The following is a 22,273-nucleotide window of genomic DNA, read 5'->3' as shown; positions in this document are numbered from 1 at the left end:
TATGACCGAAGTCATCAACATCCTTTGCTTTGGAGATTCCAACACCTACGGAACGGTACCCATGCGTCATGCAACGCATGCTGAACGCTTCGCCTCGGACATTCGCTGGACAGGTATTTTACGCAAACAACTTGGCAGCGCTTATAACATTATCGAAGAAGGGCTTCCGGGACGTACAACTGTTCATGATGACCCGATTGAAGGTGCATCAAGAAATGGCAAAACCTATTTGTTGCCCTGCCTGGGCAGTCACAACCCAATCGACTTGGTTGTGCTGACACTCGGAACCAACGACCTCAAAACCCGCTTCAGCCTCACGCCCGAGGATATTCGGCGTGGGCTGGAAGCGTTGGTCAACACTATCCATCAAAACCCGTCCGGCCCTAACGGCACCATCCCGAAGCTTCTCATTATCGCGCCAGCACCCATTGAAGAAATAGGCTTCCTTGGAGAAATTTTTGTTGGCGGAGCTGCGAAGTCTCGTGGACTATCTTCCAAATACCGAGAAGTCGCCGAGGCACTCGGCTCTTCATTCCTTGATGCGGGGAACCTCATTCGTGTGAGTGCAGTTGATGGTGTCCACTTTGAAGCCGACCAGCACGAGGTTCTCGGCAAAGCGATCGCTGCGAAAATAATTCAAATCGTCAGCGCAGAATAAATCCTCAAACTTCAGAGCTTGAACATGAGCAAAATGAGAATCGGCGTTATCGGCTGCGGTAACATCTCAATGACTTACATGCGCAACGCAGCGCTATTTAATAATATCGAGTTGACGGCCTGCGCGGACATCATACCCGAAACAGCCGCCAGGCGTGCCGCTGAATATGGAATTACGGCAATGACTGCCGAAAAGCTGCTCGCCAGCCCGGATGTGGATATCGTTCTCAATCTGACAGTTCCAACTGAGCATTATCCGGTAACGAAAGCAGCGCTTGAAGCAGGTAAACATGTTTTCACCGAAAAACCTTTGGCTGTTTCAACTGAACTGGGCAGCAAGCTTGTCACATTGGCTGCCGAAAAAGGGTTGGCATTAGCATCTGCACCAGACACTTTTTTTGGTGCTGCAGGCCGAAAGGCGCGTAATCTGATCGGTGACGGTAGCCTGGGGCCAATCATCGGAGGAACCGCTTATATGATGGGCCATGGCATGGAACATTGGCACCCTGCCCCATCATTTTATTATCAGGAAGGTGCGGGCCCAATCCTTGATATGGGGCCTTATTATATTTCGATGCTTCTTAGTCTTTTGGGACCGGCTACTCAGGTTTTCGCCATGTCCTCAATCGGCAATGAAAATCGCACAATCACTGCTGATGGTCCAAACAAAGGTACAAGCTTCCGAGTAACCACTGAAACAACAGCGATGGCGGTTATTCGCTTTGCCTCCGGTGCGATCGTCAATCTCGGCATCAGTTGGGACGTATGGGCACAGGGGAACCCATATATCGAGTTGTATGGACGGGATGGTTCATTGCGGTTGCCGGATCCGGACACCTATGGCGGCGACGTGCTTTATAGTGATCGTGGTGGAGAATGGCAGACATTTAAATCCGAAGATAGTTTGCTTGGCGCTATCAACTGGCCTTACGATGCCCCACGCATAGCGAATTATCGTACGACCGCAGTCGCAGAGATGGCAGATGCTATTGTGAATGGCCGCAAACCTCGCGCTGCTGGCAGCAATGCACTTCATGTTCTGGAAATTCTGGAAGCTATACTCATATCAGGACGCACGAACACACCGATCAAAATTAAAACCAGCTATGAGCTTATGACGGCTATGTCTGATGAAAATATAAAACGCCTTCTTGCCTGAAGCGCTCTATAGATTTGCTATAATAATGAAACAGGCTCCAACAAATGCAGGAGCCTGCATTTCCATTTCAGTCCCGTTTGGCTTCCCAACCTTGATAGTCACCAACATTATCGCGTGTAACTAGGTTCGAATCCAACAAGACTATTGGTTGCTCTGGCTTTTCTCCATTCAATGCCTTGAAACCCAACTCAACAGCAGTACGTGCCATCATATAGGGATCTTGGCTCGCCGTAGCCTGGATCGACATACTTGCAGGGTTCTTGAGCTCAGCTTCCAGATCTGGCGCACCATCAACCGATGCAATGATAATACCCTCGCGACCGAGTTGCTTCATCGCAAGACTACTACCAATCGATTGTGGGTCAGCGACTGCAAACACAGCATCTATTTTGGGGAACCGTGTCAACTGTGCCTGCATCACTTGCAACCCACCATCACGCGAACTCTTGCCGTCCTGATCGTCCGACAACACCTTGATGTCTGGATTGGCAGAAAATACCTGCTTGCATCCTTTCACACGGTCTATAATCGCAGAGTTCTGTGGGCCATTTTGAATAATGACATCACCTTTTCCGCTAAGCTTATCAACAATAAACTGACAAGCCACTTCGCCAGCCTGAAAATTATTGGTGGTGACAGTCAAATCTGCTCCCTGAGCAGCTGTATCGACTGAAACCACAATAATTCCTGCGTCTTTAGCCTTTTTGATTGCGGAGCAAGAGCGCTCGGATCACCGGGATTAAGCAGGATCATCTGCACGCCGGCCGCGATAAAGCTGTCGATCTGATCTACCTGCTTGTTCAAATCTTGCTCAAAACCAACCGTTGTTACCTTAACGTCAGGATTGATTTTCTTTGCTTCTGCTTCAGCCCCCGATGCCAAAGCAACGAAGAATGGATTTCCCAAAGAAGCAAGTGAAATACCTATTGATTTCAATTCAGTGGCGGAGGCCATTGATGTACTTAGTGTGATAATTGAGACCGCCGCGAGAAGTAAGCGTTTCATTTCGGTTTTCCCCTTTTTGCATCGGCTTATTGAGCTACCAAAAAGACGGCCGACACGTCTTTCTGACAGTTTACCAATCAAGTACGGGCAGAGGTCTTTAGGCGATAACGGTCGAGAGCAACCGCACCGATGATGACAAGACCTTTGATGATGAACTGCCATACGTCTGAGACACCCGTCAGGATCAGTCCGTTTGATAAGACGGCAATAATGAGCGCGCCGATTAATGTTCCCCATATCGTCCCTACACCGCCGACGAAACTCGTACCGCCAAGTATAACGGCTGCAATTGCATCGAGTTCATAGCCCTGCCCCAGCTGAAGGCCGTTCGCCGCCAATAGCCGCGTGGAGGACATCACACCACCCAGGCCCGCAAGGAAACCGGAAGCCACATAAACAAATAGCAGAACAGCCCATACCTTAATTCCTGAAAGGCGAGCTGCGACTTCGTTCCCGCCAACAGCATAAATACGTACGCCAAGCGCTCTGAAACGCAGGATAAACCAAGACACCAATATGACTGCAAAGGCGATGAGACTTAGCCAGGAAATACCAAGAAATGCTGTGCCATTGATAAATGCAAATGGTAATTCGGGATTGAATACAGTTTTATCGTCCCCCAACAGTCGGGCCAGACCACGAACTGCAGTCAGTGTTCCTAAAGTCACGATGAAAGGTGGAAGCTTCGCAAATGCTATGAGTGCTCCGTTTACAAAGCCCAATATCATGCCAAGAAAAATGCCTGCAGGTATGCCAAGATGTCCAAAACCATCAGGAATGAGAGAGACCATCACGGCAACCATAGCCGAAGCAGCCAATACGGAGCCTACTGACAAATCAATACCACCCGTTAAAATGACAAAAGTCATCCCAGCTGCAAGTACCGTATTAATTGACGCTTGCTGTGCGACAATTGACAAGTTTTGAACAGATAGAAAACGTCCGGCAGACCATGCTTCAGTCAAGCTTCCGGTTTCACCATAACCACTCAGTATCTGGAATAGTAACCCAATCAGGATCAGTATCGGGAGCATCCCCAATGCATGAAAATATGCCTTGATATTTCGTCTATGCCGCGCGGCAGCAACTGTATCCGTAGCTGTCATGATGGTAGTTCCCTGATTTTTAATTATTGGCTTTGGCTGATCCTGTCGCAATTGCAATGATCGCCTCGGAATCGATCGCAATTCCGCTATGCCCTCCAACTTCACCAGCAAGGAGGCCTTCTCGCATGACGAGAATACGGTCACAGATTCCGACAAGTTCTGGAAGTTCACTCGAAATGACGAGAACAGCGGTTCCTCGTTCACTGAGTGCTTCTATGATCCGATATATCTCTGATTTAGCTCCAATATCAACACCACGCGTCGGCTCATCCAAAATGAGCACTTTTGGGTTGGTTTGTAAAAGCCGAGCCAGCAATACTTTTTGCTGGTTTCCGCCCGAAAGTGAGCCGACATTGACTTGCGGACTAACCACAGCGATTTGCATATCGGAAATAGCCGCGTTTGTCCGTTGAGTTGCTTTTTTGGCATTTAATAAACCGAAACCGTGGCTATCCTGCTCTATTACAGCTATATTTATATTCTTCGACACACTCATGTCGAGAAACAGGCCTTCGCCTTTTCTGTCTTCCGTCAGATAAACAATACCTGCAGCGATTGCATCCAAAGGATTGTTTATATTCAACTGCCGGCGTTTAAGAGTGATGGTGCCAGAAGTTTTTTTATCGGCCCCATAAATCAGACGTGCAAGCTCGGTACGTCCTGCTCCTACAATACCAGCCAGGCCTAAAATTTCACCAGCATGAAGATCAAGTGAAATACCCAGGACTTTGCGATCATCCGCAATGTCCTTAACTTCAAGTATCTTCTCCCCTGGCTGATACTCTGCGTTTCGATCTTTTTGATAAAAGCTCGAAATATCTCTTCCCACCATCATTTGAACGAGGCGTTCTTCGGAAAGCTCCGAACGCTGAATACAGCCAATATATAGGCCATCGCGCAACACAGTGACGCGATCACTCAAGTCGTATATCTCGTTCATGCGATGGCTAATATAGATGATCGCCATGCCCTTATCACGCAATCGACGAATGAGTTGGAACAACCTGTCGCATTCGGTTGAGGACAGTGATGTTGTTGGCTCATCCATGACAAGAATACGACAGTCTGATAGCAGCGCTTTCGCAATTTCCACCTGCTGCCGCTGTGCAAGCGACAAGGTCGCCACCTTATCCACTGTATTAAAGTCAACACCTAGCTCTTCTAGAACGTTTTCGCAGAGCCGGTTCATCGCGCTGCGATTCAAAACTCCCATAGTTGTCTGCTCACGTCCCAACAGCAAATTTTCAGCAACTGTCAGGTTAGGAGCAAGCGCCAGCTCCTGATAAATTATAGAAATACCCAATTCACGGGCATGAGATGGTCCTGAGATCGTAATCGGCTTGCCAGCGATGCTGATTTCACCTGATGTTGCCGGATGGGCACCAGACAAAACCTTCATCAAGGTTGATTTACCGGCGCCGTTCTCACCCATCAAAGCGTGAATTTCACCTGCATAAACATCAAGGTCAACGCCATTCAGCGCACGTATAGAACCAAAGCGCTTTGTGATGTCCCGCATCTGTAGCAGAGGAACAGCTATTTGCTTATGAATTTCCTGCTGAACATATGACATATCACTATGACCCTTTAAGCAGCAGCGCCTTTCAGCTGTGCAACAAGTCCCGATTGCTCTTGTGATAAGAACATCCTGTTCCAGGTTGGGCTGATGACAATTTCATTGACGCAAACCCGATCCGGCAGCGATGCAACCATTAAAATCATGTCGGCAAGATCTTGAGACTGCAACATACGATCACGTTCATCCTGCGGCACTGGAACAGGTCTGTTTTCGAGCACCGGTGTCGCGACCTCGCCCGGGCACAGTGCGCAGGAACGGATATTATTAGAGAATTCTTCCATGTTTATAGCATGGCTCATCGCAACAACTGCATGCTTGGTCGCACTGTATCCTGCACCCGCCAATTTATGGCTATGACGGCCTAACCAAGAAGCCGTATGGATCATCAACCCGCCGCCCTGACCCCGAAAAATCGGCAACACGCTTGTGACACAGTAGAAAGCAGCGGCAAGATTGGTAGATAATAACGTGTCGACACCTGCAGGTGTCAAAGTTGCTGAGCTTCTATCGCGAATATTAATTCCAGCATTATTGACTAGGATATCAAGTCGCCCGAAACGTTTCACAATAGAATCTGCGATTTCTTGCACGCGAACCGCATTAGTCAGATCACCCGGTTCAATAATGGCTGAACCGCCTGCGGCAATGATCCTAGAAGCAACGGAATCGAGCGCATTATGCCGGCGCCCCGTGAGTACCACAGTAGCACCTGAAGCAGCCAAGGTTAGAGACGAAGCTTCACCAATTCCGCTGCCTGCTCCCGTAACCCAGATAACTTTGCCAGATAGATCGGCCATCGATAACTTCCCGTTTAGTTGCCTTGTTGACATAAGGTTTCATATAAGAAACTTTGTGTCAATACGGAAACACATAAAGATTGACTTTCATTCGACGAAGACGGAAAATAATTGAAAATTTAGAGGCTGCGCATAACTGCTATCGTTCATATAGTTTCTACATATCTCGGATAAGAAAAATGACTTCAACAGCACCTTCAAATGTCGGCACACCCTCAATAGGCGAAGCGCTTCGTGAAAGAAGAGGTTATCATGGATGGACACTTGCAGACGTAGCGGCAAAAACCGGGATATCGAAATCAACCCTTTCCAAAATTGAGAATGACCTTATCTCCCCATCTTACCAGTCGATATTACAACTCTGCGCAGGGCTCGGCATTGAAATCGGTGATCTGGTTTCAGGTTCAAATTCCAAAGGCGAAGAGTTAAGAAAGTTGACGGGCCGACGAAGCATTTCGCACGGCGGCGCAGGTCTTGTTATGGGTGATGACAACTTCACCTACACCTATTTTTGTACCGATATCGCGCATAAGCGTATCATCCCTATGATGATTGAAGTCCGCGCGCATTCACTTAACGAGGTGGGAGGGCTCTGGAACCATGTTGGCGAAGAATACCTTTATGTATTAGAAGGCAGCATCGAGTTACAGACAGAGCTGTATGAGCCGACAATTCTAGAGAAAGGTGACTCAGCTTATTTTGATAGCACCATGGGACACGCTTATCTGTCTACTGGTGAATTCCCTGCAAAGTTATTGGTCATGTGCTCAAGCGCCACACCAAACCTCGCCCAAACTTTGCGTGAAGTACTAAGTGACAGACTGGGAAAACGTGCGAAGAAAAGCGTCTCAAAATAAATATCGTATTTTCATAATGGAAATTATTTTTTCTTATCTGAAACTATTGACAACTTCGCAGGCAACCTATCCTATCTAATGAGTTTCACTCACAGTTCATGGTGCGATCTATGTCAAATGCCGATCTTCTACTTTCCCTTATTCAGGGTGCGAAGCTTATTGATCTCTCGGTACTCACAGGTGAGAACCAGCCGTCATCGCCGCCTGAAGGCCAGCGTTTTGGTCAGTTCATGATGAACCATTATACATGGCCGCGCGGACAGTTTCTTGAATATGTGCAAGTACATGACGACCACACAGGCACTCATTGCGATGCGCCATGTCATATGATCCCAGCAGCGGACACAGGTTTGCCTCACGCGAACGAATTCGGTAGCGTTACGATTGATCAGCTTGACCTCAATGACATGATCGGACCCGCTGTCGTTGTGGATGTCCGCCCACTCATTGCAACTGTCCCCAAAGGTGAAACCACGCATCTTGCCCAAAGTCCCGTTATTGATCGTGCGTTCCTTGAGGCATGGGAAAAGGAAAATGGTGAGTTTGCTGCAGGAGATATTGTTCTTTTTCGTACCGATTGGTCTGATAATTACTTCCACCCTTATCCAGAGGGCTTCAAATACGACCGATCGCATCCTGCACCGGGCGCAGATGCTATCGAGCTTTTGCACGAGCGGGGAGTGAAGCATATTGGGATTGACGGCCGTGGCATTGGTCTGATGCAAGATGACTACACCCCCCATTGGGCCGCGCTCGGATATGGTATGATCGCCACTGAAAATCTGACAAATCTTGGCAAGCTTCCCACAAGGGGGGCTGTCTTTATCTTCTTGCCCCACAAATTTGAAGGAGCAACGGGGGGCATGGGACGGGCAATCGGTTTAGTCAGCGCATAATATGTAAAATAGTTATCACTTACAGCGACTGCTACGTCAGTTTTGAGTTACATTTCAAATTGAACAGTTACAGTCGTTGTATAACTTATAGAACTCTTCCGGTTCTTTTACGAACGAAGCTCTGCGATTTCGCTCTCGCTTAAGTAGCGGATTTTTTCACTTCGCAATATAAATGCCAGCCGCGCTGTTTCCTCTAGCTCTTCTGCGTTGTTAACGGCATCCTCAATATCTTTACCAAGAACAACCACACCGTGCGAAGCCAGCAGAAAGGCATTCACTTTATGTGCTTGGGCTGCCGCTGCGAGATCTCTAGCAATTTCAACCGCACCAGGGCGGTAATAGGGAATTACGGGCATGTAGCCAACGCGCATCACATAATACGGTGTAAAGGGGCGCAAAGCATTGTCTTGTGGCAAATCTTCCAGACACGAAAGCGCCGTTAAATAAGTGGAATGTAAATGAACTATCGCACCCGCATCACTACGACAGTCGAACAGAGCCTTGTGAAAGGTGAACTCTTTTGACGGTTTAGGTCCTGCCAATACTTCACCATCAGTGCTAATCTCGGCGAGGTCCGATGGCTCCAGCCTTCCCAGACTCCCACCAGTAGGCGTGACAAGAAAACCACCACCCTCAATTCGCACCGAGACGTTTCCAGCACCTCCAACCGAATAACCCCGATCGAACAAGCTACGACAAAGGCTGCAAAGTTTTTTTGCTTTGGTCTCACGGTCCATGAACTACGCTCCATTTCATAGGCGCCGAATAGTTACAAAGGAAGGCAGAGATTACGCTGCCTTCCCGAAAGAAATATACTCAAGCCAGTGAGCCTATTTTGAGATAGCCCAACTCGTGAAGCCTGGCCAGTAAGTCACCAAAAGCAACACAAAAATCATAATACCCCAGAAAGGTAACATCGCACGCGTCAGTCGCATGATAGCAACCCCAGATATCGAACTGGCAAGATAGAGGGCCGTTCCGACAGGTGGTGTCAACAAGCCTATCGTCAAGTTGATAACCATGATGAGACCAAACTGTACAGGGTCAACACCAATCTGATTTGCCACCGGTAACAAGATGGGTGTCATCAACAAGATAGCAGGACCACTATCTACAAACATACCAATGATCAGCAACATCACATTGATCAAAAGAAGCAGCAGAATTGGATTGTCTGTTAGTGTCAGAATGGCAGCAGCTATCGCCTGAGGCAACTGTGCGTTGGTCAAAAGCCAGCCGAAGAGAGAAGTCGCCGCGATAATGGCTGCCACGACAGCCGTACCAATCGCAGCTTCCATACAAATCTGCGGAATTTTTTTTAGGGTAATTTCCTTGTAGACGAACATGCCGACAACAAAGGCATAGACTGCTACGACCGCACCGCCTTCCGTCGGCGTGAATATCCCCATTCGGATACCACCAATAATAATAACTGGCATCAAAAGCGACCAACTGGCATCCTTAAAACGGCGCCATTTTTCGGCATTACTCACGCCACCTTCACGTGGATAGCCCTTCATACGCGCATAAATATAGGCGTAGATCTGGAACCCTATACCAATAGCTAAGCCAGGTGCGATTGCAGCCATAAACATATCGCCAATGGAAGCCTGAGCTGAAACGCCATAGATAATAATGGCGATACTCGGCGGCAGAATAAGTGCAAGACTTCCTGAACACGCAACAAGCGCCCCTGAGAAAGCAGCATCATATTTACGTTTCTTCATTTCGGGGATCATCACCGACCCGAGTGCTGCAACATCTGCGACACCAGAACCTGAGACACCACCCATCACAATACCACTTGCTGATACGACCTGAGCAAGACTGCCGCGAATATTCCCAAAAATCGAAAGCGCAAAGTTGATAATACGCGTGGTAATTCCGCCATGCCCCATCAAGGCACCAGCAAGCATGAAAAGAGGAATTGCCATCAAGGGAAAAGAGTCGACCGACGTAAACAGGCGCTGGCCAAACAATGCCATCGGAAGGCCATTGTACCAAATCGCGACAAGAGAAGCGATCGCAATACCAAATGCTACCGGCAAACCAATCGCCAAGAAAAGGGCAAAACCGCCAAATAAGATGAGAGAGATCATTCTAAAGATCCTTCAGCCGTAATTACAGAAGCATCCCTGACGATAGGACCACTGCTGAGTGTGCGACGCCATGCTTCTCGTAACGCGAAGTACAAAAGAGTGACCCCACTAAACGGGATTACAGAATAAATGACGTACATCGGTATGCCTAAAGCCGCGCTCCGTTGGTTCATCCCAAACTTGATCAGCGAAGCACCACCGATGATCAGTGCTGCCCCAACCAAAGCCACAAGAAGAGCATTAAGTATTGTCAATAGCTTTGACGGCTTGGCGGGCAACAGGTTCACGAGGAAATCAAGCGCAACATGCGCTCGTGACTGAAAGGCGGCAGACATACCGAGAAAGGTGATCCATACAAAAATATAACGCCCGACTTCTTCTGACCAGCTGAGCGAATTCGCAAATGCGTAACGTGCTACAACCTGAGAGAATGTCACCACCATCATGGCAAAGATCAGCGTACCGATTGCCCAAAGCAGAAATTTTTGGATAATTTGGTCAAGTTTGTTCAAGCTTGCCTCCTCCGCGCTAAGAATGCCCGCCGCGACCAGATAATCGCGACGGATAATCAGGCTTGGTTTTACTCAGCGTTTGAGGGCTGTAATAATGCGGTTATAAAGATCTATGTTGACCGTTTTGGCGAAAGGCTCATGAGCCACAACTGCGGCGGCAGCTATTTCATCCGTATTCGGTTCGGTTACTTTTAGTCCCTGATCAGTCATCTTTTTTAGCATTTCCGACGTTTGTGTTCGAACTGCCTCATTCTCAGCCGCCGTTGCTGCAGCTGCTGCCTCTGTGATGATTTTCTTCTGCTCGTCAGTCAGCTGGTTCCAGCGCAACTCACTCATAGCAAGCGTAACATATTCAAATTTGTGGTTGGTGAAAGCGAGATAGTCCTGAACCTCACCAAGACGTCCACCATAAATGAATGGAATAGGGTTTTCCTGAGCGTCAATCACGTGCTGCTCAAGACCCGTATAGACTTCACTCCAAGCCATTGGTGTTGGATTGGCCCCCATCGCACGCCATGTTGCAACCATAGCTGGGATTTCTGGAACGCGTATTTTTAGTCCCTTCAAATCTTCAAGCCCATTGATCGGCTTCATTGAAGTGACTTGACGAGAACCGCGTTCCCACCAATTTAAAATACGTACATTTGCATTCTGGCGTACATTCTCAGCGATTTCTGCACCAATTTCTCCGCCGATCACGGTGTCAAACTCATCTTGTGAGCGGAAGAGATATGGTAGTTCCAGAAGTTGGATCGACGGTTCGAAATTGCCTAGAACGCCAGCGATCAAGCCAAAGTCGACAGTTCCCATCTGCATACCTTCGACGAGATCACGATCACCGCCGATGGTAGAGTTTGGGTAGATGGTGAGAGTAATTTTGCCATCAGAGCGCGCCTCAAGCTCTTCTTTGAACTTTTGCGCGCCATAGTGCCAAAGGTCTTGTTCGGATTGGATATGGCCAAGTTTCAAATTCAGCACATCTTGCGCGTAGGCAACCAGCGGAACTGAAGCGATTGCAAGGCTTGCTAGCGCTGCAAGCGACGCGTTTTTAAGAGTCTTTCTAAGACTAATCATTTTCTACTCTCCTCCATTATTTAATTTAGAGTGGCTGGGCAAATCCTTCCCCTCCTGCCATCAGCGTGATCAGCTTCCCTTCAGAATAAGATCAGCTTCATTGAAAAACTCAGGCCCACCAAAATTTCCCGACTTGAGAGCAAGCGCTATCAGTTGGCCTCCCGGCAACGTTCCCATCAAAGCCGGAACGCCAGGCGCAATTTCGGGTCCAATCTCAAGCGCCTTCAAATCAAGAGCCTCGACCACAGCACCCGATGTTTCGCCACCAGCCACGATCACGCGTCTGACGCCCCCGTCTGCCAGTTCTTTTGCAATATCTGCAAAAAGCGCTTCGATCGCCGCGGCAACTTTCTCTCGTCCATGTTTTTCTTGTGCTTTGCGCACAACTTCAGGATCAGCCGAGGAGAACACCAAAGGCCGCTCATCTTGTTTCAGAGCCCATTGGGCGATGTCGTTTGGGTTCAGTAGCCCAGCGACCGCGTCATCAGCCGTAACTTCAAAAGTCGGCAATGACTGAGTACGATGTTGCGCGACTTGCGTTCGCGTAGCAGTCGAACATGACCCTGAAAGTACTACGCATTTGCCTGCAACTCCCTGCCATTCGAGCTTCTCACCCGAAACGAGCCCCTGCTGGCGGAAATTATGTGGCAATCCAATTGCAATTCCAGAACCGCCTGTCAAAAGCGGTAGCCCGTCGAGCGCCTTACCAATCTCCATCAAGTCTGTGTCAGAGATTGCATCGACCACAATTAAGCGCGCGCCGGCTTCATCAGCGAGCGCAAGTGCTCCCGCGATAGCATCCGACCCCTGATTTACTTTCTCAAAAGATACATGGCCGACCGGCATATCTGTCTGGCGTGCCAACCAACGACGAATATCAGAATCTGGCATCGGATTAAGGGGATGATTTTCCATTCCGCTTTCATTTAGCGGGCGGTCATTTACGAATAAATTGCCTTGGTAGATGGTACGACCCGCACCTGGAAATGCTGGGCAAACGACAACTTTTCTTGCTCCTAGTGCATCTGCAAGAGCCGCGGCAACGGGCCCAATATTGCCTTCAGGCGTACTGTCGAAAGTTGAGCAATACTTGAACAATATCTGCTTACAGCCCTGAGCCTGCAGCCATTTCAATGCTTGTAATGATTGTTCTACTGCTTCAGCGGCTGGAATGCTGCGCGATTTCAGTGCCACAACACCAGCTTCAACGCTTGAGTGCGCATCTTCGTGTGGTACGCCTGAATACTGGGTCACCCGCATACCCTGTTTCGACAAGGTATTCGCAAGATCGCTGGAACCGGTGAAATCATCTCCGATACAACCAAGTAACATAGTCTTCGCCTTTTTAGAAAATGAGGAGAAAAGGACTTTTAATCAGTCCCACTTTTCTGCTCGGAAATGTCCCAATAGGTTTGAACCACAGTGTTCAAATGATCTCTCATAGCGGCTTCAGCACGATCCGCATCGTGATCACGAATCGCTTCGAAAATTTTCCGATGAGCGGCCGCAGCCATTGAAAGCGCCTGCGGATGGCTAAGTGACATCCGCCGCTGATCCTCAAGCAGATCCATCACAACTTCATAAAGAGCATCAAGAAGAGGGTCCTGACCAATCGTCGCAATAAACTGATGGAAAGCATCATCGGTTGCAGAGAAAACAGCGATGTCACCGCCACTGCTTTCGTTCTTCTTCAGCAACTCTTCCAACTTTGCTATATCTGAAAGACTCGCAAGGCGTGCGGCGTCACGCACCATAGCAACTTCAACGAAAGTTCGGGTCTTTTGGAACTGGCGAACTCCTTGAGGCTTGGCCACAAGCATTTTCGCGGCTCCTGAAAGAAGCTGGAGTAAATCGCGTGGATCAGGTTCCGTAACGCGCGTTCGATCGCCGTTTGAAACTGCCAGAATCCCAGTTTTGTTGAGCCAAAGCAAAGCCTCGCGAACAGCTGGCCGCCCTACACCATAATGAACCATCAGTTCCCGTTCAGACGGGAGTTGGTCGCCGACTGTTAACTCGCCAGACAGCACACGAGCTTCAATGTCACGTGCAATTTTATCTGACAATCTTTCACGACTTAGATGTACGGGCGTGCCAAATCCACTCATGAACCAAGTTCCTTCGTTATATTGCGCTTTGCCTCAACGATGGAGGCAAGGAACTTATCGCGCCATTTGCGACGATTAGGAAGATCTGCAGCAGAAACGGCATCGCGCATTTTACCTTCAATGGATGAAACCAGCTCCGGGCCCCATTCACGTGGATCAGCTTGCTCCGTTGCAAGGCGGTGATACATCGGCCCCAGATTGGCACAATATTCAGCTACACCGTTGGCCGCATTCAGATCAATAGTCGCGAAAGGCCCCATGAAGCACCAACGCAGGCCAAGGCCATCTGCCACCGCCGCATCAACTTCGGCAGGCGTACAAATGCCGTCTTCAACCAAGCGGAATGCTTCACCAAGCAACGCGCTCTGAAGTCGGTTGACTACAAAACCATTGATCTCTCGGGTCAAAGTGATTGGGCTCTGACCTAATTCACGCATGAGATCACGAGTGAAACTTAGCGTCTCCGACGAGGTCCATGGAGCGGGGATCAGTTCGACAAGCGGAATAAGATGGGGTGGATTGATAGGATGCGCAACCAGACAACGTTCGGCATTCACAAGACCTTCGGTGAATTCAGAAGCCGGGAATCCAGACGTTGAACTACCAATGATAGTCGTTGGAGCGACAAGCGCATCCATCTCTTGATAAAGCGCTTGCTTAATCGGCAATCGCTCAGGTGCACTTTCTTGCACATAATCCACGCCAGTCAAAGCATCGGCTAGACTCTTCGCAACGCGGCATTTCTCCGCAAACACTGGATTTGCGGCAGCAACAAAAGCAACTGCCGCTTCTGCTGCACTCGTATTCTGATCGTAAATTACGAGATCATGACCTGCACGTGCGAAGACCAGTGACCAGGACGAACCAACTACACCACACCCGATGATAGCAATTTTCATTTTCACATATTCCTCAATATTATCTGTGTGGCGAAGGCATGCATTATTCGACACGCTACAATTTCAAGCAATTTTCACAGCGGCGGCAAAGCATAAGCGCACTCGAAGACGGAGTTTACTCCGTTAAGCGCATACATGCTTTTCTTCGCAGTCCTCCACTCATCCTCTTTAGTGGTATGACAGGTTGACTATTACTTAGTCAAGCCATCATCTTCGGACAGAGTGAAAAATTGGAGCCTTTTCATGTTCCACATAGTTTAGAGCCACATTACATGCAGACTGACTGCGATCATGGCCCGAAGAAGAGCGCAGCAATTCCCTGCTTAAGAATCATTGTAAGTAGTTTGAATCTTTGGCCTCGCATCTCAATCAGCATTCGAAATAGGCCCCCAGACTAGTCTTCGGAGTAATGCGTGCAAAATATCCCCGTTAAGCACCGCCGACCTTCATTCGATGACATCGACGCTTTGTGAAGATGCTTAACACTACTTTGGCAGATTAATGTTTTGGGCTTCCGTCCGCGGAGTTTAGGTGTTTCATAAGGACCCAGCTTTTGAAAGGAGCTGGTGATGAATGCTGATCGGATGGACAGCCTCGAGCTCTGGCTTCAACCATTTTTGGCGAGTCTTTCACATCGAGCCCGACGCAGGATGTTTCCGCTTTACATTGCGGGACGGATTGCGCCAGGCGACCGTAAGAGCGTGCAACCGTTGGCCCCGCGCACAGACGATGTCGCCTACAATCAACCTCATCATTTTGTTGCGGTCGGGGTTTGGGACAGCTCTCCGCTGGAGGCCGGGCTACTGAAGGTGGACTTCCCCTTCAAAAGTGGAGGGCTTCTGTTAGACAAAACTGACAGGAGACTTAGAATGGAAGCAGCGCGAATTTACAGAAGATTTCAAGCGCGAAACCGTTCGGGTTTTAACCACGAGTGATCGAAGCATCTCATCGGCTGCTGAGGACCTTGGGATTGGTAAGTCAACGATTGACCGTTGGCGGTGCAATTTTGCTGAGAAAGATTTACTTTCTGGTCCGCATGAGGACATGAGCTAAGAGCTTGTCCAGCTTCGTAAAGAAAACGATCCAGTGAATCGTTTTCCCTGCGCAACGCGACGGCCTTCTTCGCTCGAGTTGAGGCGGATAAGAAAACAGTCCGTTGAACTGTTTTCCCGCCGAACAGTCGATGAAGTTTGCGTTCATCGACACGGAGGAGGCCCGTATTTCTCTGTCACGTCTGTGTGCTTTTCGCAGGCGTCAGCATCAGCGGTTATTATGCGTGGAAGCATCCTTTGCCCAGTCGTTGCCAGCTCGATGACATGATTATTCTGGCTCCCATTCGTAATCAGTTTGCGCTGTCACGTGGAACCTATGGCAGCCCTCGGATGCATGTTGAACTGAATGAAGAAGGTATTCGAGCAGATCGTCGCCGCACGGCGCGACTGATGCGTGAAAATGGTTTGAAAGCCCGACAGATAACGCGCTTCAAACGCACGACCGACAGCAATCATGGTGAGCCTGTCGCTCCCAATCTTCTCGATCAGGACTTCACTTGTGGCGGACCAGATCAGAAATGGGATGTCGATATCAGTTACATATGGGCCGCAGAAGGCCGGCTGTATCTGGCAATGGGTGTCGATTTTTATTCGCGTCGCATCATCGGCCGGGAAGCAAGTGACCGGATGAAAAAGGACCTCGCCATCAGCGCCCTGCAGAAGGCGATTGCAATCCGGCAACCAAAGCCGGGATTGATCCAGCATTCGACAGGGGAAGCCAATATGCCAGTGATGAGTTGCGTGAAGGCCATTCGTCAGCGACAGGCACCCTTTGCCTTCGCAGCTCTCACGTTCTTCGCCAGATCGACGTAACGGAGATTTATGTAGAACGATATCTGCCATGCGATTTGGCAGATCGAGAGCTGTCGATTCGTGATTGGCGGCAGAGCAAAAACCTCCGACATCCCAACTAGACGACCGGTCTATTATACATTATATGGTACTCATGATATTGACACCCAAAGCTAAAACGACCCGGCAGAACATCCTTGATGCCGGCTACAGCCTCGTGCTGAAAAAGGGCTTTTCCGCCCTCGGCCTTCAGGAGATTCTGAAGGTTTCCGGTGTGCCCAAAGGTTCGTTCTATCACTACTTCCCGTCCAAGGAGGCGTTCGGTTGCGCGCTTTTGCAGGACTATGTGGATGATTACAGTCAGCGGCTCAACCATTTGCTGTCGCTGCAAGCCGTGACAGCACGCGAGCGCCTGATGCGTTACTGGCAAGCCTGGATTGACGATCCGCTTGCGCGTGACGTGATTGGCGGCTGGGCCGAGGACTGCCTCGTCGTCAAGCTCTCGGCGGAAGTCGCGGACCTGTCAGAGCCCATGCGGGCTGTCCTGAGCGATGGCGTAGCGCTGCTGCTTCAGCGGATTTCCAGACTGATCGCCGAGGCACGCGAAGACGGTTCGCTGCCACCCGGACCACCCCCTGCTGCGTTGGCGCAGGTGCTTTATCAGATGTGGCTTGGCGCTGCGCTGCTCGCAAAGCTGACTCGAACCCGCACCCCGATGGAACAGGCCATGACCGCGACCGAGCGGCTTCTCGCCTGCGAGCCACCACACAACCCCGTGTAAAAAGGAGCCGACCAATGAAGGTTTTCTATAGATCCAGCGCAACAGTCACGTGTCGCCGCTAGGGTCACGCGGCGCTCGATGATGACAGCCTCACCCACGACCTGGCCATGCCCAACGCCAAGAAGACAGGCGCATCCCCAAGCAGTTGTTTGCAATCGGGTTTGCCGCGTGTTTCGACAGCGCGCTGTACCAACTAGCCCAAAACAGGAAGCTGGATCTTGCGGCAAGGAAGGGCGCCGCCGGGGTCGATATTGGGCAGATCACCGGCCTCAATGCGGATTCCGCTCCGGAAATGGCCAAGGCGACGCATCAGATTTGCTCCTATTCCAACGCTACCCGCAGCAACATCAATGTGCGCCCGCACGTCACCACAATCTAAAGGATTTTCCATCATGAGAAGTGCAATTCACGCCGCATTCGGCGAACCAGCCGACGTCCTCGCCCTCGGTGAAAGCTCTATTCCTCAACCTGGACCGGGTCAGGTGCGGATCAGGACCATCCTGTCGCCGATCCATAATCATGATATCTGGACGGTTCGCGGCAGCTACGGATACAAGCCAGAACTACCCGCAATTGGAGGCTCCGAAGCCGTGGGCACCATCGATGCTCTGGGTGATGAAGTGACCGACGTGACTGTCGGTCAGCGGGTCGCCGTTGCATCCGTCCACGGGACATGGGCCGAGTATTTCCTCGCTCCGGCAGCCGGGCTGGTCCCCGTCCCGGACGCAATTTCCGACGAGGCCGCAGCGCAGCTCATCGCCATGCCGTTCAGCGCCATTTCGCTTCTCGATTTCCTGGAGGTGAAGAGCGGTGAATGGGTGATTCAGAACGCCGCAAACGGCGCGGTCGGCAAGACGCTGGCGATACTGGCGGCGGCACGCGGCGTGCATGTGGTCAATCTCGTACGCCGCGATGCCGGGATAGAGGAGCTCGCGGCCCTCAACATCGCCAACGCAGTCTCGACGGCGACTGATGGCTGGCAGGATCGTGTGCGCACCATCACCGGCGGGGCGTTCATCCGTGCAGCTGTCGATTCCATCGGCGGCAGGGCCAGCGGCGATCTTCTGAACCTGCTCGGCGAGAGCGGATTGCTCGTGTCGTTCGGCACCATGGCCGGCGAACCGATGCAGCTTTCCTCGGGTGATCTCATCTTCAAACAGGCGGTCGTGAAAGGGTTCTGGGGCTCAAAGGTTAGTGCCGCCATGCCGGTGCAAAAGCGCGTCGCCCTGATCGGTGAATTGCTACGGATGGTCGCGACGGGCGAGCTTAATCTGCCGGTCGAGGCGGTCTTCCCGCTCGACCAGATTGCTGATGCGGTGTGCGCCTGTCTGGCCCCCGGCAAAGCCGGCAAAGTGCTGCTAAAGCCTTGAGCGGCAGGGGAAAAGACCGATGATCGCCAATATCCTCATCGCCCTGATCGCAGCACTGCACATCTACATCCTCGTGCTGGAAATGTTCCTGTGGACCAGGCCCCAGACCCGACGCGCGTTCAACCTATCGCCAGACTTTGCCAGCCAGACCAAAGTTCTGGCTGGCAATCAGGGGCTTTATAATGGGTTTCTCGCTGCGGGGCTTATCGTCGGTCTTTTCCTGCAAGCGGATGGATATGCCTTCAAGCTGTTCTTCCTGATCTGCGTGGCCGTCGCCGGCATTTATGGTTCGGCGACCGTCAGCAGGAAGATCGCCTTCGTGCAAACCGTGCCTGCCGTTCTCGCGCTCTGTGCACTGTGGGCTGGCATATAATCCGGGGATTATCATTCTTCAGTTCGATTAATCGGCCTCGCCAAAGAGGCCGGTCGATATCGGTTGCGTAGTTTTTCAAGAAAACTCAAGATGAAGCGTTGCGAGCTCAATAACGCCGTGACCACTGAGCTGGGCGAACAGAAGGTTAATGGCCGTCTATGCCACGCACGATAACCCCCGCGATGTGATGTCCATAATTTGGTACAGCCGATGGACTGGAAACTGAGTGCGGCGCTCTTCCACGAAAGCAAACCTCACTTGCTTTGGTTTGCAACGAACACGGTAGTGTGCCGCCGGGTAAGCGATCCTCTGGACCGATTACTTATACAGCTTCAATTTAATACCTCCCTCTCCTCCAAGAGTAGGCGGTTCTCTTTTCGCAGCGTTCGTTTTCTTTCGCCAAATCAATATCGTTAGCTGGAGGCATATCCGCGGGGCGAGAGCGCTGTATCCATTTGGATAGAATGAAAAGGCCAGTTTAAACCACCCGGCCAAAGCGGCTTAAATCAACAAGCAAACAGAACCGCAAACTCCAATCTTCAAAAGCACAAATAGTCTCAAATCATTCGGCGACGAACACTTCGCGCTCTATCATCGCAAGGCAGAAAAGGACAGGCATCGATACGACACCGGAGATACCAGAGAATCTCTCTCGCGAAGCCATATTTTAGAAAGAAGAGAGAGCTGTTTTGCGAATAATTTTTTGAATGATTAAAGAAATGAATAAATAGAATTTTCCCGACTGAACGGCGAAAAATAACTACAATTACAAAGAAATAATAAAGATTTAGAACACACATAGTTAACGCATGAACTCAACTTTCTTACCCGATCCCGACGCTTTTGCCCGACAAACACCCACCACTCGAATACATCAAGGGGGCGGCCCTTTATGAAGCGTCTAACGCATTGTCACGCTGGGACCTGAGGAAAGGACGGCGCGCAGGAACATGGCAATCGTACCTGCTATATAGTTTGGCCGTCTGTGGCCTTGCTGCACAACCAGCCCGTTCGTCAGCGCAATCAGTCCCTTGGCGATTGGTATGACCTCAGCCGGCGGCGTTTGGTCCAGACGCTCGAATAGTCGCCTCAGCATCGTCGCCACTCGCTTCTCGTGCTCATGCCAGACTGCGGCGTAACTCTCGGCGAATGACGGGCTCCTCATGGCGCATAGCTGGAGTTCAATAGCCAATACAGACCAGTCCTGCTCGGTCTCAAACCTTGTTAGCATGATTTCCAATTCAACCAGAATTTGGTCCGGCGTGTAATCCTTGTTGGCTACGATTGCATCAAACTCACTATCCTTCAAGACCACGTGGCGCTTGAGAAGCTCAAGCATCACAGCCTCTTTGCATGAAAAGTTAGAATAGAACGCTCCTTGCGAATACCCGGCTTCCTCCGCGATATCGCGCAAGGATGTACCGGCGAAACCGCGCTGTATGAATAGTCTCTTTGCGGCCTCGATGAGACGCTCGCGTGTCTGAGCCTGCGCCTCCTGCCGACTCAGCCGTTTCCGTCCGTAGATTCTTTTCATGTCCTCCCAACACCTCCTGTCGGCATCGACGTACCGTATCACATAGATGTCATATGATATCTGGATTTCAATTGATTTGAATCAATGTACAGCTCGGCAAAGGAGATCTACTCTCATAGAATAAGTTGCACCGTGATGGTGTGGCCCGCTCCCTATGAGGATGCTCATGTCGATCAAAATCGCAGTCTTGAAGGAAACAAAGCCGGGCGAGAAACGCGTCTCAATGGTTCCCTCGGTCGTTCAACGGCTAGAGCGTCTCGGCTCCTCAATCGTGCTCGAACGAGGCGCGGGACTCGCCGCGACATTCGCCGACGCCGCATACAAGGACGCAACCTTTATGGACACGGGTGATGCCCTGGTCGCGGATGCCGACGTGGTTCTCGCCGTGCAACCTCCATCAACCGCGACCGTAGCGGCCATCAAACCGGGTGCCGTGCTGGTCTCGTTCATTTACGGGCAGACGAACGGAGAATTGGTCATCGCACTGCGCGACCGCAAGATAACGGCGTTCGCCATGGAGCTTATCCCCCGTATCAGTCGCGCGCAGTCCATGGATGCGCTATCCAGTCAGGCGGCGTTGGCCGGTTATTACGCACCCCTTCTGGGCGCAGTTAACATGCCACGTATCCTTCCGATGATGACGACTGCCGTCGGCTCGTTGCGGGCAGCCAAGGTGCTGGTGATGGGGCTTGGTGTCGCTGGCCTCTCGGCTCTGGCGACATCGCACCGGCTCGGTGCGATCTGTGAGGGCTATGATGTTCGTCCTGAAACTGCGGAACAGGCGCGTTCGCTCGGCGCGAAATTCGTCGATACAGGCATAGACGCCCGTGGTGAAGGCGGCTATGCGCGCGAATTGACGCCCGATGAGAAAGCGAAAGTTCGGCATGTACTTTCGCAGCACATCGCCGATGCAGACATGATCATCACCACAGCGGCGGTCCCCGGTCGGCGTGCGCCGGTGCTGATTGAGGCCGACCAGATCGCGGCGATGAAACCAGGTGCCGTGATCGTGGATCTCGGCGCGGAGGGTGGCGGCAACTGTGAAGGCACAAAGCCGGGAGAAACTGTGACTGTCGGGCCAGCAACCATTCTGGCGCCGCTCGACGTGCCTTCCGCACTCGCTCAGCATGCGAGTGAGCTTTATGCAAAGAACATCCTCAACCTCCTGACGCTCATCGTGAAGGATGGCGCCCTCACCCTCGATTTCGAGGATGAGGTGATCGCCGGAACCGTGCTCACCCATGCGGGCGAAATCCGCAATGAAGCGGTGCGAAGCTCCATCGAAGGCAAAACTTCAAGCAGAGCGGAGATCTCGAAATGACCATCGACACATCCATGACTTGGCTGATTGCCCTCTATATCTTCATGCTGGCGGCGTTCACTGGCTATGAAGTAATCAGACGTGTTCCCTCGATCCTGCACACGCCGCTTATGTCCGGATCGAACTTCATCCACGGCATCGTCGTCGTCGGTGCTCTGCACGCCCTCATCAACGCGACCAGCCTGTTCGGGCAGATTCTCGGCTTCATCGCCGTCGCGCTCGGCGCTGCCAATGCCGCCGGCGGTTATGTGGTCACGGATCGCATGCTTGCCATGTTCAAGACTAGCGATGCGGAGAAAAAGTGA

At 50.9% G+C, this 22,273-nt stretch carries 21 protein-coding genes and 3 pseudogenes; 12 read left to right on the top strand and 12 right to left on the bottom strand.

The features are described from left to right. The first annotated feature begins 1 nt into the window (after position 1). A complete protein-coding gene (locus H5024_RS15485; protein ID WP_187548034.1) occupies positions 2-658 on the top strand; it encodes an SGNH/GDSL hydrolase family protein in 657 nt (218 codons plus the stop codon). 24 nt (positions 659-682) lie between these two features. Continuing rightward, positions 683-1,816: a Gfo/Idh/MocA family oxidoreductase gene (locus H5024_RS15480; RefSeq protein ID WP_187548033.1), complete on the top strand. Its 1,134-nt coding sequence runs from the start codon at positions 683-685 to the stop codon at positions 1,814-1,816. Positions 1,817-1,883: 67 nt separating this feature from the next. Here H5024_RS15480 and H5024_RS15475 read toward each other — a convergent pair. The 4 genes and pseudogenes from H5024_RS15475 to H5024_RS15460 form a co-directional block, all read right to left on the bottom strand. Beyond that, positions 1,884-2,821, bottom strand: a pseudogene (locus tag H5024_RS15475) (ABC transporter substrate-binding protein). Positions 2,822-2,898: 77 nt separating this feature from the next. Further along, positions 2,899-3,927, bottom strand: a complete 1,029-nt coding sequence (locus H5024_RS15470) for a ribose ABC transporter permease (RefSeq protein WP_187548032.1) — start codon at positions 3,925-3,927, stop codon at positions 2,899-2,901. A gap of 19 nt (positions 3,928-3,946) precedes the next feature. Beyond that, positions 3,947-5,500, bottom strand: a complete 1,554-nt coding sequence (locus H5024_RS15465; protein ID WP_187548031.1) for a sugar ABC transporter ATP-binding protein — start codon at positions 5,498-5,500, stop codon at positions 3,947-3,949. A 14-nt stretch (positions 5,501-5,514) separates the two neighbouring features. Beyond that, complete coding sequence (locus H5024_RS15460; protein WP_247875300.1) at positions 5,515-6,336, bottom strand: SDR family oxidoreductase; 822 nt, start codon at positions 6,334-6,336, stop codon at positions 5,515-5,517. 146 nt (positions 6,337-6,482) lie between these two features. Between H5024_RS15460 and H5024_RS15455 the strand changes: the two genes are divergently transcribed. Next, positions 6,483-7,160: an XRE family transcriptional regulator gene (locus H5024_RS15455; protein WP_187548030.1), complete on the top strand. Its 678-nt coding sequence runs from the start codon at positions 6,483-6,485 to the stop codon at positions 7,158-7,160. A 110-nt stretch (positions 7,161-7,270) separates the two neighbouring features. Continuing rightward, positions 7,271-8,056, top strand: coding sequence for a cyclase family protein (locus H5024_RS15450; protein ID WP_187548029.1), 786 nt, complete (start codon positions 7,271-7,273; stop codon positions 8,054-8,056). Positions 8,057-8,163: 107 nt separating this feature from the next. Here the strand turns inward: H5024_RS15450 and H5024_RS15445 are convergent, their stop codons facing one another. The 7 genes from H5024_RS15445 to H5024_RS15415 all read right to left on the bottom strand — a co-directional run bounded on the left by H5024_RS15445 (position 8,164) and on the right by H5024_RS15415 (position 14,745). Next, the gene (locus H5024_RS15445) at positions 8,164-8,793 is read right to left on the bottom strand and encodes an aldolase (RefSeq protein ID WP_187548028.1); all 630 of its coding nucleotides are present in this window, start codon (positions 8,791-8,793) and stop codon (positions 8,164-8,166) included. 93 nt (positions 8,794-8,886) lie between these two features. Continuing rightward, positions 8,887-10,155: a TRAP transporter large permease gene (locus H5024_RS15440; RefSeq protein WP_187548027.1), complete on the bottom strand. Its 1,269-nt coding sequence runs from the start codon at positions 10,153-10,155 to the stop codon at positions 8,887-8,889. Beyond that, positions 10,152-10,667: a TRAP transporter small permease gene (locus H5024_RS15435; RefSeq protein WP_187548026.1), complete on the bottom strand. Its 516-nt coding sequence runs from the start codon at positions 10,665-10,667 to the stop codon at positions 10,152-10,154. Before H5024_RS15435 ends, H5024_RS15440 begins: the two co-directional genes overlap by 4 nt. A 72-nt stretch (positions 10,668-10,739) precedes the next feature. After that, complete coding sequence (locus H5024_RS15430) at positions 10,740-11,741, bottom strand: TRAP transporter substrate-binding protein (protein ID WP_187548025.1); 1,002 nt, start codon at positions 11,739-11,741, stop codon at positions 10,740-10,742. 69 nt (positions 11,742-11,810) lie between these two features. Then, positions 11,811-13,073 carry a 3-oxo-tetronate kinase gene (gene otnK / locus H5024_RS15425; RefSeq protein WP_187548024.1) on the bottom strand — a complete coding sequence of 421 codons (1,263 nt, stop codon included), beginning with the start codon at positions 13,071-13,073 and terminating at the stop codon, positions 11,811-11,813. 38 nt (positions 13,074-13,111) lie between these two features. Further along, positions 13,112-13,846 carry an FCD domain-containing protein gene (locus H5024_RS15420; protein WP_187548023.1) on the bottom strand — a complete coding sequence of 245 codons (735 nt, stop codon included), beginning with the start codon at positions 13,844-13,846 and terminating at the stop codon, positions 13,112-13,114. Next, the gene (locus H5024_RS15415) at positions 13,843-14,745 is read right to left on the bottom strand and encodes a 3-hydroxyacyl-CoA dehydrogenase (RefSeq protein ID WP_187548022.1); all 903 of its coding nucleotides are present in this window, start codon (positions 14,743-14,745) and stop codon (positions 13,843-13,845) included. Before H5024_RS15415 ends, H5024_RS15420 begins: the two co-directional genes overlap by 4 nt. Positions 14,746-15,314: 569 nt before the next feature. Between H5024_RS15415 and H5024_RS21300 the strand changes: the two are divergent. The 6 genes and pseudogenes from H5024_RS21300 to H5024_RS15385 all read left to right on the top strand — a co-directional run. Next, positions 15,315-15,551: pseudogene (locus H5024_RS21300) on the top strand (transposase); the annotation flags it as partial. A gap of 46 nt (positions 15,552-15,597) precedes the next feature. Then, positions 15,598-16,540 (top strand): annotated as a pseudogene (locus H5024_RS15405) (IS3 family transposase); the annotation flags it as partial. 203 nt (positions 16,541-16,743) lie between these two features. Further along, on the top strand, positions 16,744-17,370 hold the full coding sequence (locus tag H5024_RS15400; protein WP_187548020.1) for a TetR/AcrR family transcriptional regulator: 627 nt from the start codon (positions 16,744-16,746) through the stop codon (positions 17,368-17,370). A gap of 145 nt (positions 17,371-17,515) precedes the next feature. Continuing rightward, positions 17,516-17,749, top strand: a complete 234-nt coding sequence (locus tag H5024_RS21175) for a hypothetical protein (RefSeq protein ID WP_210309707.1) — start codon at positions 17,516-17,518, stop codon at positions 17,747-17,749. A 13-nt stretch (positions 17,750-17,762) separates the two neighbouring features. After that, a complete protein-coding gene (locus H5024_RS15390; protein ID WP_187548019.1) occupies positions 17,763-18,740 on the top strand; it encodes a zinc-binding dehydrogenase in 978 nt (325 codons plus the stop codon). Positions 18,741-18,759: 19 nt separating this feature from the next. Beyond that, the gene (locus H5024_RS15385; RefSeq protein WP_187548018.1) at positions 18,760-19,113 is read left to right on the top strand and encodes a DUF1304 domain-containing protein; all 354 of its coding nucleotides are present in this window, start codon (positions 18,760-18,762) and stop codon (positions 19,111-19,113) included. 901 nt (positions 19,114-20,014) lie between these two features. On the opposite strand, the gene H5024_RS15380 is transcribed toward H5024_RS15385, so the two are convergent. Beyond that, entirely contained in the window at positions 20,015-20,647 is a 633-nt protein-coding gene (locus tag H5024_RS15380) for a TetR/AcrR family transcriptional regulator (protein ID WP_187548017.1), read from the bottom strand. 154 nt (positions 20,648-20,801) lie between these two features. On the opposite strand from H5024_RS15380, the gene H5024_RS15375 reads away from it, so the two are divergent. Both H5024_RS15375 and H5024_RS15370 read left to right on the top strand, forming a co-directional pair. Continuing rightward, positions 20,802-21,968 carry an NAD(P) transhydrogenase subunit alpha gene (locus H5024_RS15375; protein WP_348770704.1) on the top strand — a complete coding sequence of 389 codons (1,167 nt, stop codon included), beginning with the start codon at positions 20,802-20,804 and terminating at the stop codon, positions 21,966-21,968. Then, the gene (locus H5024_RS15370) at positions 21,965-22,273 is read left to right on the top strand and encodes an NAD(P) transhydrogenase subunit alpha (protein ID WP_187548015.1); all 309 of its coding nucleotides are present in this window, start codon (positions 21,965-21,967) and stop codon (positions 22,271-22,273) included. The genes H5024_RS15375 and H5024_RS15370 overlap by 4 nt, the downstream gene beginning before the upstream one ends.

This window comes from Ochrobactrum sp. Marseille-Q0166, from assembly GCF_014397025.1.
GTDB lineage: Bacteria > Pseudomonadota > Alphaproteobacteria > Rhizobiales > Rhizobiaceae > Brucella.
The sequence above is the reverse complement of the archived record's forward strand: the minus strand, read 5'-3'. Positions and strand labels throughout refer to the sequence as shown.

Bases quoted from the DNA above. Each gene is read 5' to 3' on its own strand.
- H5024_RS15450 (WP_187548029.1), top strand. From the start codon at position 7,271: ATGTCAAATGCCGATCTTCTACTTTCCCTTATTCAGGGTGCGAAGCTT.
- H5024_RS15440 (WP_187548027.1), bottom strand. From the start codon at position 10,155: ATGATCTCTCTCATCTTATTTGGCGGTTTTGCCCTTTTCTTGGCGATT.
- H5024_RS15445 (WP_187548028.1), bottom strand. From the start codon at position 8,793: ATGGACCGTGAGACCAAAGCAAAAAAACTTTGCAGCCTTTGTCGTAGC.
- H5024_RS15400 (WP_187548020.1), top strand. From the start codon at position 16,744: ATGATATTGACACCCAAAGCTAAAACGACCCGGCAGAACATCCTTGAT.
- H5024_RS15370 (WP_187548015.1), top strand. From the start codon at position 21,965: ATGACCATCGACACATCCATGACTTGGCTGATTGCCCTCTATATCTTC.
- H5024_RS15480 (WP_187548033.1), top strand. From the start codon at position 683: ATGAGCAAAATGAGAATCGGCGTTATCGGCTGCGGTAACATCTCAATG.
- H5024_RS15460 (WP_247875300.1), bottom strand. From the start codon at position 6,336: ATGTCAACAAGGCAACTAAACGGGAAGTTATCGATGGCCGATCTATCT.
- H5024_RS15375 (WP_348770704.1), top strand. From the start codon at position 20,802: ATGAGGATGCTCATGTCGATCAAAATCGCAGTCTTGAAGGAAACAAAG.
- H5024_RS15415 (WP_187548022.1), bottom strand. From the start codon at position 14,745: ATGAAAATTGCTATCATCGGGTGTGGTGTAGTTGGTTCGTCCTGGTCA.
- H5024_RS15420 (WP_187548023.1), bottom strand. From the start codon at position 13,846: ATGAGTGGATTTGGCACGCCCGTACATCTAAGTCGTGAAAGATTGTCA.
- H5024_RS15455 (WP_187548030.1), top strand. From the start codon at position 6,483: ATGACTTCAACAGCACCTTCAAATGTCGGCACACCCTCAATAGGCGAA.
- H5024_RS15485 (WP_187548034.1), top strand. From the start codon at position 2: ATGACCGAAGTCATCAACATCCTTTGCTTTGGAGATTCCAACACCTAC.
- H5024_RS15385 (WP_187548018.1), top strand. From the start codon at position 18,760: ATGATCGCCAATATCCTCATCGCCCTGATCGCAGCACTGCACATCTAC.
- H5024_RS15465 (WP_187548031.1), bottom strand. From the start codon at position 5,500: ATGTCATATGTTCAGCAGGAAATTCATAAGCAAATAGCTGTTCCTCTG.
- H5024_RS15470 (WP_187548032.1), bottom strand. From the start codon at position 3,927: ATGACAGCTACGGATACAGTTGCTGCCGCGCGGCATAGACGAAATATC.
- H5024_RS15430 (WP_187548025.1), bottom strand. From the start codon at position 11,741: ATGATTAGTCTTAGAAAGACTCTTAAAAACGCGTCGCTTGCAGCGCTA.
- H5024_RS15380 (WP_187548017.1), bottom strand. From the start codon at position 20,647: ATGAAAAGAATCTACGGACGGAAACGGCTGAGTCGGCAGGAGGCGCAG.
- otnK (WP_187548024.1), bottom strand. From the start codon at position 13,073: ATGTTACTTGGTTGTATCGGAGATGATTTCACCGGTTCCAGCGATCTT.
- H5024_RS15390 (WP_187548019.1), top strand. From the start codon at position 17,763: ATGAGAAGTGCAATTCACGCCGCATTCGGCGAACCAGCCGACGTCCTC.